The following is a 13,744-nucleotide window of genomic DNA, read 5'->3' as shown; positions in this document are numbered from 1 at the left end:
GAACCGGGCCTGTGTTGACGACCCCCGCGAGAGCGAGAGGAACCTCCACCCGCAATGACCATCGCCGTGTCGACCGTGCTCGTCCTGACGAGCTTGGCGCTGATTCTGCTGATTTTGCTCCACCGCGGTAAGGGTGGAGGCCTGTCCAGCATGTTCGGCGGCGGGGTGTCCTCGAACCTCTCCGGCTCCTCGATCGCGGAGAAGAACCTCGACCGGATCACGATCGCTACCGGCGTGATCTGGTTGGCGTGCATCATCACGCTCGGGTTGCTGCTGAAGTCGACCGCCGGCGCCTGAGTCCGGGCTGCGGTCGGTCCGTCGACAGCGATCAACCCACCCCCACCCCCTCTGGGAAGGAACGGAGCGCTGTAACCGTGGCTGGTGGAAATGCCATCCGAGGTACCCGCGTCGGTGCGGGGCCGATGGGTGAGGCGGAGCGGGGGGAATCAGCGCCCCGCCGTCACATCCCCTTTTACTGCGCGAACGGGCACATGACCCGTGTGTCGTTCGCGGTCGAGGCGGCGGAGCCGGAGCACTGGGATTGTCCGCGCTGCGGGCTGCCCGCCGGGAAGAACCGGGAAGCTCCTCCGGCGGCTCCGCGTAACGAGCCGTACAAAACGCACCTGGCCTACGTGCGTGAACGGCGTAGCGATGCGGACGGCGAGGCGATCCTCGAAGAGGCTCTGGCCAAGGTCCGCGCGCGCCGCGGCGAATGATCCAACCGAGAACCCCCGCCCTTCCGGGCGGGGGTTCTCCGTTTCAGGACCGGCGTAGACGCAGCTCCGGCGGCACGTTCACGGCCGCGGCCTCGTCCACCAGCCACAGCGTGCGGACGCCGCCGCGCGCCCCCGCCGCCGGTATCTGCACGCGCCCGGCGCCGGCCAGCGCGAGCCCGACCGCTTCGGCCTTGCCCTCGCCCGCGGCCAGCAGCCACACCTCGTCCGCGCTGGTGATCGTGCCGAACGTCAGCGAGACCCGGGTCGGCGGCGGCTTCGGGCAGTTGCGCACCGCGGTGACCAGGCCCTCGTCGTAGGCCGCCGGGGACTCCGGGAAGATCGACGCGACGTGACCCTCCGGCCCGACGCCGAGCATCAGCACGTCGAACCGGGGGAGGTCGGCCCCGGCGCGGGCGGCCTTCGAGAGTTCGTCCGCGTACTGCTCGGCCGCGCTCTCCGGCGATCCGCCGGTGTCGGCGGGCATCCGGTGCACCCGCGCCGGGTCCACCGGGACGTGGTCGAGCAGCGCCTCGTCGGCCTGCCGCTCGTTGCGTTCCGGGTCGCCGGGCGCGACGAACCGCTCGTCACCCCACCAGATGTCGAGAGCGCCCCAGTCGATCGCGTGCCGGGCCGGGCTCGCGTTCAGCGCCTTCAACGTGCCGATGCCGACGCCACCCCCGGTCAGCACGATCGACGCGCGGCCACGGGCGTGCTGCGCGTCGACGATCCGCACCATCAGCCGCGCCGCCGCCGCGGCGGCCAGGACCTCGGCGTCGCGGTGGACGACGACGGACAGTTCGCCGACCGTCATGAGGCGCCCTCCGAAGTGAGCATCGCAGGGAGCCCTGGCGACCGAGGAGCGGAGCGGAGGAGGGTGCCGGGGTACACGGTCACGAGGGGGTGGCGGGGGCGGCGGTGGGCATCGGGTCCTTCCAGACGTGGGAACGGAACGGCGAGCGGTTGTTGAGCCCGGTCAGGCCGGTGGCCGCGCCGAGTGCCTCGCCGTAGGGCTGGTCGGGGTCGAGCCGCTTGATCTCCTCGGCGAGCTGCTCGCCGAGCGTGCGGCGGGCCAGCGGCTGGATCCGGTCGGGGACACCGGTGCGGCGCAGGACCGCGTGGTTGCTGTCCTGCCGCGTCACCTGGATCCGGGTGCCGTCGTCGATCTCGATCGTGACCTCGCCGATCCCGCGCTTCGCGGTCTCCTGCACGTCGACCGGCAGCCCGAGCCGGGCCTTCAGCCAGCCGACCAGCAGCGTCGCGGTGACGTTCTTCGGCGCGGCGACCACGGTCACCGACTTCGGGCGCCCGGTGACCGTGTCGAACGCACCGGCCAGCAGCGTCCGCCAGGGCGTGGTGCGCGACCAGCCCAGGTCGGTGTCGCCGGGGGCGTAGTCCTCGGCCCGCGCGTGCAGGCAGTTCATCGGGTCGGCCGACTCGCGGGAGTCGGTGACCCTGCGGTCGGCGAACACGCCGAGCGGGTCGTACGCGATCCTCTCCGGCGGCTCGCCGTGCCACCAGGTCACGACCGGGACGTCCGGCGCGAGCAGCGGCAGCGTGACCGACTCGGCGTGCAGCGCCAGCCGGCCGTACATCCGCATCACGACGGCCTCACCGGGGCCCAGCCGCCCGCCCACCGAGATCTCGGCGTCCAGGCGGGGCATCGGGGCGTCGATCTGGCGCCGCACGACGATCAGCAGGCGGCAGGGGTGCGCGGCGGCCGCCACGCTGGCGGCCTCCTCGGCGGCCGAGACGTGCTTCTCGTTCGCCACGACGACGAGCGTCAGCGCGACGCCGCTCGCGACGAACCCGGCGGCCCGCCGCGACTCGCCGAGTGCCCTCACCACGTCGGTGCCGGTGGTGTCCCAGAGTGTCGTCACGGTCGCCTCCAGTTCCGGCCTTCGCGCTCCAGCATCTCGTCCGCGGCCCGCGGGCCCCACTCTCCGGCCCGGTACCTGTGCGGTGTCGTGCCCTGCCAGAAGTCTTCCAGCGCGTCGATGACGACCCAGCTGGCCTCGACCTCGTCGGCGTTCGGGAACAGCGTCGAGTCGCCCACCAGGACGTCGAGGATCAACCGCTCGTAGGCCTCGGGCGAGGACTCGGTGAACGCCTCGCCGTAGAGGAAGTCCATCGCGACGTCGCGGACCTCCATCGCCGAGCCGGGCACCTTCGAGCCGAACTTCAGCGTCATGCCCTCGTCCGGCTGGACCTTGATCACCAGCTGGTTGCGGCCGAGCGCCTCGGTGTCGGTGTTCGCGAACGGCAGGTGCGGCGCCTTCTTGAACAGCACCGCGATCTCGGTGACGCGGCGCGGCAGCCGCTTGCCGGCCCGGACGTAGAACGGCACGCCGGCCCAGCGCCGGGTGTGGATGCCCAGCTTGATCGCCGCGTAGGTCTCGGTGGTGGAGTCCTCCGGGATGTCTTTCTCCTGGAGGTAGCCCGGCACCCGCTGACCGGCCAGCCAGCCCTGTTCGTACTGGCCGCGGATCGCGTCGTGCTCCAGGTCGGCCGGGGGCTTCGTCGCGTGCAGCACCTTGAGCTTCTCGGTGCGGATCGCGTCGGCGGTGAAGCTCACCGGCTCTTCCATCGCGGCCAGCGCGAGCAGCTGCAGCAGGTGGTTCTGGATGACGTCGCGGGCCGTGCCGGTCTTGTCGTAGAACCCGGCGCGGGTACCGATGCCGACGTCCTCGGCCATCGTGATCTGCACCGAGTCCACGTAGTGGGCGTTCCAGATCGGCTCGAACAGCTGGTTGGCGAAGCGCAGCGCCAGCAGGTTCTGAACCGTCTCCTTGCCCAGGTAGTGGTCGATGCGGAAGACGTTCTCGGGCGAGAAGACGTTGTCGACCAGGCGGTTGAGTTCCTTCGACGACTCGACGTCGTGGCCGAACGGCTTCTCCACGACGACGCGACGCCAGCCGCCGTCGGTCGTGGTGTCGGCCATCTTCGTGCGCTCGATCTGGTTGAGCACGACCGGGAACAGCGACGGCGGGATCGACAGGTAGAAGGCGGCGTTGCCGAGGATGCCGTGCTCGTCGTGCAGTTCCTTGAGCGTGGCGTGCAGCTGGTCGAACGCGTCGTCGTCGTCGAACGAACCCGCGACGAACTTGATGTTCTCGCTCAGGCGCTCCCAGGCGTCTTCACGCCACTGCGTCCGGGCGCCGTTCTTGGCCCACTCGCGGGCGACCTCCTCGAACTCCCCGTCGCCCCAGTCGCGCCGGGCGAACCCGAGGACGACGAAGCCGGGCGGCAGCAGGTCGCGGTTGGCGAGGTCGTAGATCGCCGGGATGAGCTTCTTGCGGGACAGGTCTCCGGTGACGCCGAAGATCACCAGCGCGCACGGCTCCGGTACCCGCGGGAGGCGCCGGTCGGCCGCGTCACGCAGCGGGTTGGCCGCGCGGCCGCCGGGCGTGGCGGTGAGCTGCCCCGGCGGGATCGGGTCGGTGGCGGTGGAGCTCTCGGCGAGCTCTCCGGGTGGAGCCGTGTTCGTCGCCGGGGAGCCCTCGGCGGGCGTGCCGGGCGGCGGTGCCCCGGCGTCAATGGTCTCGGGAGTCGTGGCGGACGCCTCGGGTGCGTCCGCGGCCGGTTTGGTCATCGCACCGCCTCGGAAAGGAGCTGGGCCGGGCCGGCGGCCCGGTCGGCGAGGTGAAGCCGGACACGCGGGCGGCCGCCCGGGTCCGAAAAGGTGCCGGCCGCAGCGGCCGGCGAGGGGGCGAGCGTGACGTCGACCCCGGCACGCGACTCGCGCGTGCCGGGGCCGGCGGTGGAACGTCTGAACTCAGGCATCTACCGCGGAGAGCTGCTTCTTCACCGAGTCGAGCAACTCGGTCCAGGACTGCTCGAACTTCTCGACGCCCTCCTTCTCGAGGAGGTTCACGACCTCGTCGTAGTCGACGCCGATGCCGGCCAGCGCGTCGAGCGTGGCCTGGGCCTCGGCGTAGTACGGCGTGATCGTGTCGCCGCGGACCACACCGTGGTCGTCGACGGCCTTGAGGGTGGCCTCCGGCATCGTGTTCACGGTGCCGGGGGCGACCAGCTCGACGACGTACTGCGTGTCGTCGTAGGCCGGGTCCTTGACGCCGGTGGAGGCCCACAGCGGACGCTGCGGCTTCGCGCCGGCCTCCGCGAGCGCCTTCCACCGGTCGGTGGAGAAGACCTGCTCGTAGTCGCGGTAGGCCAGGCGCGCGTTCGCGATCGCGGCTTTGCCGCGCAGCGCCTTGGCCTCGTCGGAGCCGAGCTTGTCCAGGCGCTTGTCGATCTCGGAGTCGACCCGGGACACGAAGAACGACGCGACCGACGCGAGCTTCGTCAGGTCGTGACCGTTCTCCTTGGCCTTCTCGACGCCGGCGACGAACGCCTCCATGACCTCGCCGTACCGCTCGAGGCTGAAGATCAGCGTGACGTTGACGCTGATGCCCTCGGCGAGCGCGGCGGTGATGGCCGGCAGACCGGCCTTCGTGGCCGGGATCTTGATCAGCACGTTCGGCCGGTCGACGAGCCACCAGAGGGCCTTGGCCTCGGCGATCGTCGCCGTGGTGTCGTGCGCCAGGCGCGGGTCGACCTCGAGCGAGACGCGGCCGTCGACGCCGTCGGTGGCGTCGTAGACCGGGCGCAGCAGGTCGGCACCGTCGCGGATATCGGTGGCGGTGACCATCCGGATCGCTTCGTCGACCGAGACCTTGCGGGCCTTGAGGTCGGTCAGCGTCTCGGAGTAGGTGTCGATGTCCTCGAGCGCCTTGGCGAAGATCGTCGGGTTGCTCGTGACCCCGACGACGTGCTTCTCCTCGACCAGCTTCGCCAGGCTTCCGCTGACGAGTCGCTGGCGGGAGATGTCGTCGAGCCACACTGCCACGCCGGCGGCGGACAGGTCAGCGAGTGCATCGGACATGTGGGCGTCCTTCCTTCAGTTACCGGTCGGGCTGCCGGTGATGGCGCCGACCTTGGTGAGGCTGGCGTGCGCGGCCGCGACGACGCGGTCGGGGGTGAAACCGAACTGCTCGTAGAGCACGGTGTACGGCGCGCTGGCCCCGAAGTGCTCGATCGAGACCGACTCACCGGACTCGCCGATCAGGCCGCGCCACGACATCGCGATGCCGGCCTCGACGCTGACCCGGGCCTTGACGCCCCGCGGCACCACGGACTCGCGGTAGGACTCGTCCTGCGCCTCGAACCACTCCATGCAGGGCACCGACACCAGCCGCGTCGGGGTGCCCTCGGCCTCCAGGCGCTTGCGGGCCTCGTCGGCGATCGACACCTCGGAACCGGTGGCCAGCAGGATCACCTTCGGGGTGCCGCCGCTGGCCTCGGCCAGCACGTAGGCGCCCTTCGCGGCGTTCTCCACCGGCGCGTACTCGCCGTTGGTGCGGTCGAACGTCGGCAGGTTCTGCCGTGACAGCGCCAGCGCGGTCGGCCGGTCGGTGTGCTCCAGCGCCTGCTTCCACGCGATGACCGTCTCGTTGGCGTCCGCCGGGCGGACGACGTCGAGGCCCGGGATCGCCCGCAGGGCGGTGAGGTGCTCGACCGGCTGGTGCGTCGGGCCGTCCTCGCCGAGACCGATCGAGTCGTGCGTCCAGACGTAGATCGTCGGGAGCTTCATCAGCGCCGCGAGCCGGACCGCCGGTCGCATGTAGTCGCTGAAGACCAGGAACGTGCCGCCGTAGGGGCGGGTGCCGCCGTGCAGCGCGATGCCGTTGAGGATCGAGCCCATCGCGTGCTCGCGGATGCCGAAGTGGAGCACCCGGCCGAACGGGCCGCCGCTGAACATCTTGGTCTGGCGGTCGGGCGGCAGGAACGACGGCTCGCCCTTGGGCGTGGTGAGGTTGGACTCGGCCAGGTCGGCCGAACCGCCCCACAGCTCCGGCAGCGACGGCGCGATCGCGGTGAGCACGTCACCGGACGCCTTGCGGGTGGCGACGCCCTTGGCGTCGGCCGGGAACGACGGCAGCTTGTCGGCCCAGCCCTCGGGCAGCGTGCGGGTGGCCATCCGGTCGAACAGCGCCTTGCGCTCCGGGTTGGCCTCGGCCCACTTCGCGAACTCGGTGTCCCAGGCCTCGTGGTTCGCCCGGCCGCGGGCCACGACCTCGCGGGCCCGCTCGAGCGCGGCCTCGGGCACCGCGAACGACTGCGCCGGGTCGAAGCCCAGGATCTCCTTGGTGGCCTTGACCTCGTCCTCGCCCAGCGCGGCGCCGTGCGCCTTACCGGTGCCCTGCAGCTTGGGTGCCGGCCAGCCGATGATCGTGCGCAGCTGGATGAACGACGGGCGGCTGGTCTCGGCCTTGGCCGCCTGCAGCGCGTTCCAGAGCGCCTCGACGTCCTCGTGGTACTTGTCGCCTGCGGCCCAGTCGATCGTCTGGACGTGCCAGCCGTAGGCCTCGTAGCGCTTGGCCACGTCCTCGGTAAACGCGATGTTCGTGTCGTCTTCGATCGAGATCTTGTTGTCGTCCCAGATCAGCGTCAGGTTGCCCAGCTGCTGGGTGCCGGCGATCGACGACGCCTCGCCGCTGATGCCCTCTTCCAGGTCGCCGTCGGAGGCGATCGCCCAGATGTTGTGGTCGAACGGGCTCTGACCGGCCGGGGCGTCCGGGTCGAACAGGCCGCGCTCGCGGCGGGCGGCCATCGCCATGCCGACCGCGTTGCCGACACCCTGGCCGAGCGGGCCGGTGGTGGTCTCGACGCCCGGCGTGTGGCCGTGCTCCGGGTGACCCGGGGTCTGGCTGCCCCACTGGCGCAGCGACTTCAGGTCGTCCAGCGTCAGCGGGTAGCCCGACAGGAAGAGCTGGATGTAGAGCGTCAGGCTCGAGTGCCCGGCGCTCAGCACGAAACGGTCGCGGCCGGTCCAGTTGGGGTCCGTCGGGTCGTGCTTGAGCACCTTGTTGAACAACAGGTAGGCCAGCGGGGCCAGGCTCATCGCGGTGCCCGGGTGGCCGTTGCCCGACTTCTGGACGGCGTCGGCGGCCAGGAGGCGGACGGTGTCGACCGCTCGGCCGTCCTGATCGTTCCAGTCCAGTACTGCGTCGTTCTCCGAGCTGCTCACAGGCTTGTCCCTCGTCCGATTGTCCTTCTCAGGACGGAATGCCGTTCCGGCCGGGGGAGTTCCGCGACCGGCTCCTCTGAAAACCCTACCCACCCAGTAAGTAACGACGCGTCTCTGGTTGGTGTCGTGTGAATGAAGGACCCGCGTTCGGCGCGTCCCACCCACCCACAGCGTGTAGACGATTCGGCGCGGTCTACCATGACCCAGGCGCGACAGTGCCCGGCCAGTTGCCCGGTTTTTCGGCGGAGCGCGGCTGGAACGATCGGAAGGTGGACGGTCTGCTGTGACCCCCCGCATCCAGGAGTCATCGTGACTGTTCAGCTCGAGCGGCCACGTGGCTCGAAGCGGCTGAAGCCGCTGGGCGTCGTCAAGGCGTACATCGCGCTCACCAAGCCCCGCATCATCGAGACGCTGCTCGTCTCCACGGTGCCGACGATGCTCCTGGCCGAGCAGGGCATGCCCTCGCTCTGGCTGATCGTGGCGACCGTCCTCGGCGGCACGCTCGCCGCCGGTAGCGCCAACGCGCTCAACTGCTACCTCGACCGCGACATCGACGAGAAGATGTCCCGGACGAAGCGTCGCCCGCTGGCCCAGCACACCGTCGAGCCGCGTAACGCGCTGATCTTCGGCATCCTGCTCGGCGTCGTCGCGGTCGGCTTCCTCTGGTGGCAGACCAACGCGCTCGCGGCCGGGCTCGCGCTCGCCGCGATCCTGTTCTACGTCCTCGTCTACACCGCCGTACTCAAGCGGCGTACCAGCCAGAACATCGTCTGGGGCGGGGCGGCCGGCTGCATGCCGGTGCTGATCGGCTGGGCCGCGGTCACGAACTCGCTGGACTGGGCGCCGCTGGTGCTGTTCGGCGTCATCTTCTTCTGGACGCCGCCGCACTACTGGCCGCTGGCGATGAAGTTCCGCGACGACTACGCGAAGGCCGGCGTGCCGATGCTCCCGGTGGTGGCCGCGCCCAAGGTCGTGACCGGACAGATCCTCGCGTACTCGTGGGCGATGGTGGTGTGCTCGCTGCTGCTCTGGCCGCTGGCCACCGGCTGGATCTACGGCGGCACCGCGCTCGTCGTCGGCGGGGTGTTCCTGCTCGAGGCCCACCGGCTCCACTCGCAGGTGCGGCGTGAACTCAAGGTCAAGCCGATGCGGCTGTTCCACCTCTCGATCACGTACCTCACCGTGTTGTTCGTCGCCGTCGCCGTCGATGCTCTGCTGTCGTAACGTGCCTTTTCGCTGTACCGGTCGGTAACATGCGTCCATGGCGGAGACCGTGGAAGAGACCACCACCCCCCAACCCAAGATCGGGCCGATCGTCAAGCGCCTGAAGAGTTTCGCGGGCGCACACGGCGGGGCCACCGCGGTGGTGGAGTACCTCGGGCAGAAGGGCGCACGCATCGTTCTCGTCGGGGATGACGGACGGTGGGGCGACCAGGTCGTCGCCGGGGGCGTCGACGCCGCGCGCGCGGCGTGCGCCGAGGCCGGGGTCACGGTCCGGGACGAGTGGGAGCGCGACCTGGTTACCGGCATCAAGACCGGCTCGTACGAGTGGGACTACATGGGTGGCCACCGGACACCGCGTGGCGGCGGCTCGCGCTGAGGAGGCCGGCCATGGCCCGCTGGACCGCAGCCGACGTGCCCGACCAGACCGGTCGGGTGGCGATCGTCACCGGCGCGAACAGCGGGCTGGGCTACCGCACCGCGGAGGGGCTGGCCCGCGCCGGGGCGTCGGTGGTGCTCGCCGTCCGGAACGCCGGCCGCGGTGCCGAGGCGCTCGCGCGCCTGCGCGCGGCGGTGCCGGACGCGTCGGCCGAGGTGCGCGCGCTCGACCTGGCCGACCTCGACTCGGTCCGCGCGTTCGCCGCGGCCACGCCGGACGACGTCGACCTGCTCGTCAACAACGCCGGGATCATGCACGTCCCGAGCCGGCACACCACCGCGCAGGGCTTCGAACTGCAGTTCGGCACCAACCACCTCGGTCACTTCGCGCTGACCGGCCTGCTGCTGCCACGACTGCGTGACCGCGAGGGCGCCCGGGTGGTGACGGTGAGCAGCGTGATGCACCGGTTCGGCCGGGCCGCGCAGCTCGACGACCCGCAGAGCGAGCAGTCGTACTCCGCGACCGGCGCGTACAGCTTCTCCAAGCTCGCGAACGCGTGGTTCACGCTCGAGCTCGACCGGCGGCTGCGTGCGGCCGGCGCGGCGTCGCTGAGCGTCGGCGCGCACCCCGGGTACACCGACACCAACCTGGTCACCACGGGGCCGGGCGCGGACGGAGCGACGCTCTGGACCCGGGTGTCGAGCGCGGCGACGAAGGTGCTCGGGCAGTCCGACCGGGTCGGGGCGCTGTCGACGCTGCGTGCGGCGACCGACCCGGCCGTCGGGGGTGGCGAGTACTACGGGCCGTCCGGGCCGGGGGAGTACCGCGGCCACCCGGTGCGGGTGCGTTACACCGCGACCGGGTACGACGAGACGCTCGCCCGGCGGCTCTGGGACATCTCCGAGCGCGCCACCGGCGTCAGCTTCCCGTGACCGGCTGACGGTCGGCGAACACGCGGACGCCCAGGACGGTCAGCACGCCGGTGACCACGAGCGTGGTGCCCGCTCCCACGCCGGCGACCGTGCTGGTGTCGGCGTCCGTGGTCAGCGCGACCACCCCGGCCACGATCGCGGCGGCGGTGATCACCCAGCCCGCGACCTCGAGCAGCCGCTGGGCGAAGACGCGGCCGAGCGGCACGAAGTGCAGCCCGACGATCAGCGCGATCCAGGCCGCGATGTAGTCCTCGGCGACCTGCCCGAGTACCGCGGCGCCGGCGAAGATCAGCCCGAACTCGATCGCGACGATGATGTTGTAGCGCTTGCGTACCGCGGGGTCGGCCATCGGCGACGAGCCGGCGGGGCTGCGTTTCGCGAGCACGACGCCCAGCACCACCACGGCCAGGCCCGCGACCGAACCGGCGATCAGCACCGGCAGCAGCCAGCCCGGCGCGTCGCTGGTGGCCCAGCCGAACCACATCGCGCCGAAGAAACCTTCGATGACCGCCGCGACGCCGCGCCCCCGGCCACCCTGTTCGGGTCTTAACTCCACTACGCGAGAGTAGGACGCTCCCGCACCGTGAACAGCACCCGCACCGCGTACACCCACAGCACGGCCGCGCCGAGCACGTGCAGCGCGACCAGCAGCACCGGCAGGTGGGTGAAGTACTGCACGTACCCGACCAGCCCCTGCGCCAGCTCGACGACGAGCAGCGCGAGCACGGCGTTGCGTGCCACCGGTACCGCGCGGAACGCGAACACCCCGCCGATCGTCAACCCGATCAGCAGGAACACCGCGTCGGCGTGGAGCTGGCTGACCAGGGCCGGGTCGAACCCGGTGCGCGGGGCGTCACCGTCGCCGGAGTGCGGGCCGCTGCCGGTGACCACGGTGCCGACCACGATCGTGAGCCCGGCCGCGATCGTGATCGCCCGGGCCAGCCACCGCAGCGGCACCCCGACGCGCCACTCGCGCGGCCCGTCGCCCTCGCCGGTGCGGTGCCAGAACACGTAGCCGGCGTAGATCAGGACCATCGAGACGAGGAAGTGCGCGGACACCGTCCACGGGTTGAGTCCGGTGAGCACCGTGACCCCGCCGACCACCGCCTGCGCGACGATGCCGCCGAACTGGGCCAGCGACAGCCAGACCAGCGACCGGCGGCGCCGCCGCTGGAGCCAGACCAGGATGATCGCCGCGCCGACGATCGCCGCGAGGACGAACGTCAGCAGCCGGTTGCCGAACTCGATGTACCCGTGGATGCCGTACTCGGGTGTGTTCGTGTAGCTGTCGTCGGTGCACTTGGGCCAGGTGGGGCACCCGAGGCCCGACCCGGACAGCCGCACCGCGACCCCGGTGAGCACGACGACGACGTTGCCGACGATCGTGCCGAACGCGAGCCACCGCACGAGCTTCGGTGCGTCGCGCAGCCGGTCGAGCCGCCCCGGCTCCCGGGGCGGGGCCGACGGGGTCGGGGGCTGGGCTGCCGAGGATCGCGCGGTCGCGGTGCTCATGGCGGGCATTCTATGGGCTGTAGACGTTCTCCCCGAGAACGGCATCGGCGGCCTCGCCGAGTAGCCTGCACCTCGTGCCCGAATCGTCCCCCCAGTACGTCCTGACGCTTTCCTGCGCTGATCGTCCCGGCATCGTCCACGCGGTCGCCGGCCGCCTGGCCGGCGCCGGGTGCAACATCCAGGAGAGCCAGCAGTTCGGCGACCCGTTCACCGGCCGCTTCTTCATGCGGGTGCACATCAGCGGGCCGGCCGGCTCGGGCGTCGCGGCGTTGCGCGAGGAGTTCGCCGCGACCGCGGCCGAGTTCGGCATGGAGTGGGCGGTGCACGACCTGGCCGTGCGCCCGCGGGTGCTGATCCTCGTCAGCAAGCAGGGGCACTGCCTCAACGACCTGCTGTTCCGCCGCGAGACCGGGGCGCTGAAGATCGACGTGCCGGCGATCGTGTCCAACCACCCCGACTTCGCCGCGCTCGCCCGCTGGCACAACGTGCCGTTCCACCACCTGCCGGTGACGCCCGACACGAAGCCGGAGCAGGAGGAGAAGCTGCGTGCGCTGGTCGAGGAGCAGCGGATCGACCTGGTCGTGCTCGCCCGCTACATGCAGGTGCTCTCCGACGACCTGTGCCGGCACCTGGCCGGGCGGGCGATAAACATCCACCACTCGTTCCTGCCGAGCTTCAAGGGTGCCCGCCCGTACCACCAGGCGCACGCGCGCGGCGTCAAGCTGATCGGCGCGACCGCCCACTACGTCACCGGTGCGCTCGACGAAGGCCCGATCATCGAGCAGGAGGTCGCCCGGGTCGACCACACCGACAGCCCCGACGAGATGGTCGCGGTGGGCCGGGACGTGGAGTGCCTGGCGCTCTCCCGGGCGGTGCGGTGGCACGCGGAGCACCGGGTGCTCCTCAACGGCGACCGCACGGTCGTCTTCGACTAGCCCCGGTTTCCACGCCCACGACGGCCTGGAAAAACGGCCTAGCCGCTCCACCCCGCCCGGTTGGCCGGGATCCACGTCGACGCGAAGCGGGCGGCGGTCTCCAGGTCGAAGAGGTGAGCCCGGGCGCTGCCCACCGGGCCGGAGGCGACCGCGCCGGTGGCCTCGAACGCCTCGCCCAGGGCACCGAAGTCGCGTTCGTCGGCCACCACGTCCACGTAGCGCACCCAGCGGCGTTCGCCGTCGGAGTCCAGCGCCGCGCACGACAGGCGCTCCCGGGGCGCCCCGGCCGAGCGGGCCTCGCCCAGGTGGAACGCCGTGCAGGTGTCGTAGCCGGCGCCGAGCAGCAGCACCCTGGCCCCGGCCGCGGCCAGCGCCGAGAGCGGCGAGCGGTCCCCGAACCGGCAGTCCAGGTCGTGGCGGCGCAGCAGGGCCGACGCCGCCGGACCGAGCGCGGCGAACGACGTCTGCGGGTGCCCGCTGCGGATCGCCCCGGGCCAGGAACGCAACGTCTCGGGCAGCCAGCCCATGCCGTCGGACGGGGTGCGGGCCGGGTCGAACGCCGGCAACCCGTCGCGGATCGCGTCCCACCACGGCGCCGGGACGGCCGGCGCGTGCCACTCGGCGGGGTCGGAGTTGCTGCCGGTCTGCGTCGGCACGACCAGCGTGCCGGTCGGCCCGACCGCGTCCTGCAGGGCCAGGATGACCGCCTGCTCGCGCCCGGCCACCCAGCCGAGCGCCGACAGCGCGGTGTGCACCAGCAGGACGTCGCCCGGTTCCACCCCGAGCGCGCGCAGGTCGTCGGCGAGCGTCCGGCGCGTCCGCGGGGCCGGCGTGCGGGCCACGACCTCGGCCTCGCGGTCCACGGCCGGCGATGTTGCGAAATTCGACGGGACGATCACGGGGGCCATCGTGCCGTGGGAGCGAACGGTGCACGCGAGCGCCACGCGGGAATCCCCCCAGATCACGGCAATAACGGAGGTCTCGCGATCAGGTAAGGCTACCCTGCGTGATCCTGTTCACTG

General features: G+C 71.5%; 14 protein-coding genes. 6 read left to right on the top strand and 8 right to left on the bottom strand.

Features of this window, described 5'->3' with window-relative positions; genetic code table 11:
- Positions 1-54: 54 nt before the first annotated feature.
- Together secG and CRYAR_RS31130 are read left to right on the top strand one after the other, a co-directional pair.
- The gene (gene secG, locus CRYAR_RS31135) at positions 55-297 is read left to right on the top strand and encodes a preprotein translocase subunit SecG (RefSeq protein ID WP_035856853.1); all 243 of its coding nucleotides are present in this window, start codon (positions 55-57) and stop codon (positions 295-297) included.
- A 77-nt stretch (positions 298-374) separates the two neighbouring features.
- Positions 375-716: an RNA polymerase-binding protein RbpA gene (locus tag CRYAR_RS31130; protein ID WP_035856852.1), complete on the top strand. Its 342-nt coding sequence runs from the start codon at positions 375-377 to the stop codon at positions 714-716.
- A gap of 43 nt (positions 717-759) precedes the next feature.
- On the opposite strand, the gene pgl is transcribed toward CRYAR_RS31130, so the two are convergent.
- The 5 genes from pgl to tkt form a co-directional block, all read right to left on the bottom strand.
- A complete protein-coding gene (gene pgl / locus CRYAR_RS31125; protein WP_035856851.1) occupies positions 760-1,527 on the bottom strand; it encodes a 6-phosphogluconolactonase in 768 nt (255 codons plus the stop codon).
- 79 nt (positions 1,528-1,606) lie between these two features.
- Positions 1,607-2,593, bottom strand: coding sequence for a glucose-6-phosphate dehydrogenase assembly protein OpcA (locus CRYAR_RS31120; RefSeq protein WP_035856850.1), 987 nt, complete (start codon positions 2,591-2,593; stop codon positions 1,607-1,609).
- Positions 2,590-4,305, bottom strand: coding sequence for a glucose-6-phosphate dehydrogenase (gene zwf / locus CRYAR_RS31115; RefSeq protein ID WP_084701168.1), 1,716 nt, complete (start codon positions 4,303-4,305; stop codon positions 2,590-2,592). The genes CRYAR_RS31120 and zwf overlap by 4 nt, the downstream gene beginning before the upstream one ends.
- 183 nt (positions 4,306-4,488) lie before the next feature.
- Entirely contained in the window at positions 4,489-5,598 is a 1,110-nt protein-coding gene (gene tal / locus CRYAR_RS31105) for a transaldolase (RefSeq protein WP_035856848.1), read from the bottom strand.
- Positions 5,599-5,613: 15 nt separating this feature from the next.
- The gene (tkt, locus tag CRYAR_RS31100; protein WP_035856847.1) at positions 5,614-7,743 is read right to left on the bottom strand and encodes a transketolase; all 2,130 of its coding nucleotides are present in this window, start codon (positions 7,741-7,743) and stop codon (positions 5,614-5,616) included.
- A gap of 306 nt (positions 7,744-8,049) precedes the next feature.
- Between tkt and CRYAR_RS31095 the strand changes: the two genes are divergently transcribed.
- The 3 genes from CRYAR_RS31095 to CRYAR_RS31085 are packed head-to-tail and all read left to right on the top strand — an operon-like array spanning position 8,050 to position 10,275.
- Entirely contained in the window at positions 8,050-8,967 is a 918-nt protein-coding gene (locus CRYAR_RS31095; protein ID WP_425389401.1) for a heme o synthase, read from the top strand.
- A gap of 37 nt (positions 8,968-9,004) precedes the next feature.
- Positions 9,005-9,343: a hypothetical protein gene (locus tag CRYAR_RS31090; RefSeq protein ID WP_035856846.1), complete on the top strand. Its 339-nt coding sequence runs from the start codon at positions 9,005-9,007 to the stop codon at positions 9,341-9,343.
- 11 nt (positions 9,344-9,354) lie between these two features.
- Positions 9,355-10,275 carry an oxidoreductase gene (locus CRYAR_RS31085; protein ID WP_035856844.1) on the top strand — a complete coding sequence of 307 codons (921 nt, stop codon included), beginning with the start codon at positions 9,355-9,357 and terminating at the stop codon, positions 10,273-10,275.
- On the opposite strand, the gene CRYAR_RS31080 is transcribed toward CRYAR_RS31085, so the two are convergent.
- Positions 10,262-10,831, bottom strand: a complete 570-nt coding sequence (locus CRYAR_RS31080; RefSeq protein ID WP_157018199.1) for a hypothetical protein — start codon at positions 10,829-10,831, stop codon at positions 10,262-10,264. The two genes, CRYAR_RS31085 and CRYAR_RS31080, sit on opposite strands and share 14 nt — an antisense overlap.
- The gene (locus CRYAR_RS31075) at positions 10,831-11,787 is read right to left on the bottom strand and encodes a COX15/CtaA family protein (protein ID WP_084701162.1); all 957 of its coding nucleotides are present in this window, start codon (positions 11,785-11,787) and stop codon (positions 10,831-10,833) included. Before CRYAR_RS31075 ends, CRYAR_RS31080 begins: the two co-directional genes overlap by 1 nt.
- 74 nt (positions 11,788-11,861) lie before the next feature.
- On the opposite strand from CRYAR_RS31075, the gene purU reads away from it, so the two are divergent.
- On the top strand, positions 11,862-12,722 hold the full coding sequence (purU, locus tag CRYAR_RS31070; RefSeq protein WP_211247727.1) for a formyltetrahydrofolate deformylase: 861 nt from the start codon (positions 11,862-11,864) through the stop codon (positions 12,720-12,722).
- A 38-nt stretch (positions 12,723-12,760) separates the two neighbouring features.
- Here the strand turns inward: purU and CRYAR_RS31065 are convergent, their stop codons facing one another.
- Positions 12,761-13,585, bottom strand: a complete 825-nt coding sequence (locus CRYAR_RS31065) for an AAC(3) family N-acetyltransferase (RefSeq protein WP_211247726.1) — start codon at positions 13,583-13,585, stop codon at positions 12,761-12,763.
- Positions 13,586-13,744 lie beyond the last annotated feature (159 nt).

The organism is Cryptosporangium arvum DSM 44712 (assembly GCF_000585375.1).
Classification (GTDB): Bacteria; Actinomycetota; Actinomycetes; order Mycobacteriales; family Cryptosporangiaceae; genus Cryptosporangium; species Cryptosporangium arvum.
The sequence above is the reverse complement of the archived record's forward strand: the minus strand, read 5'-3'. Positions and strand labels throughout refer to the sequence as shown.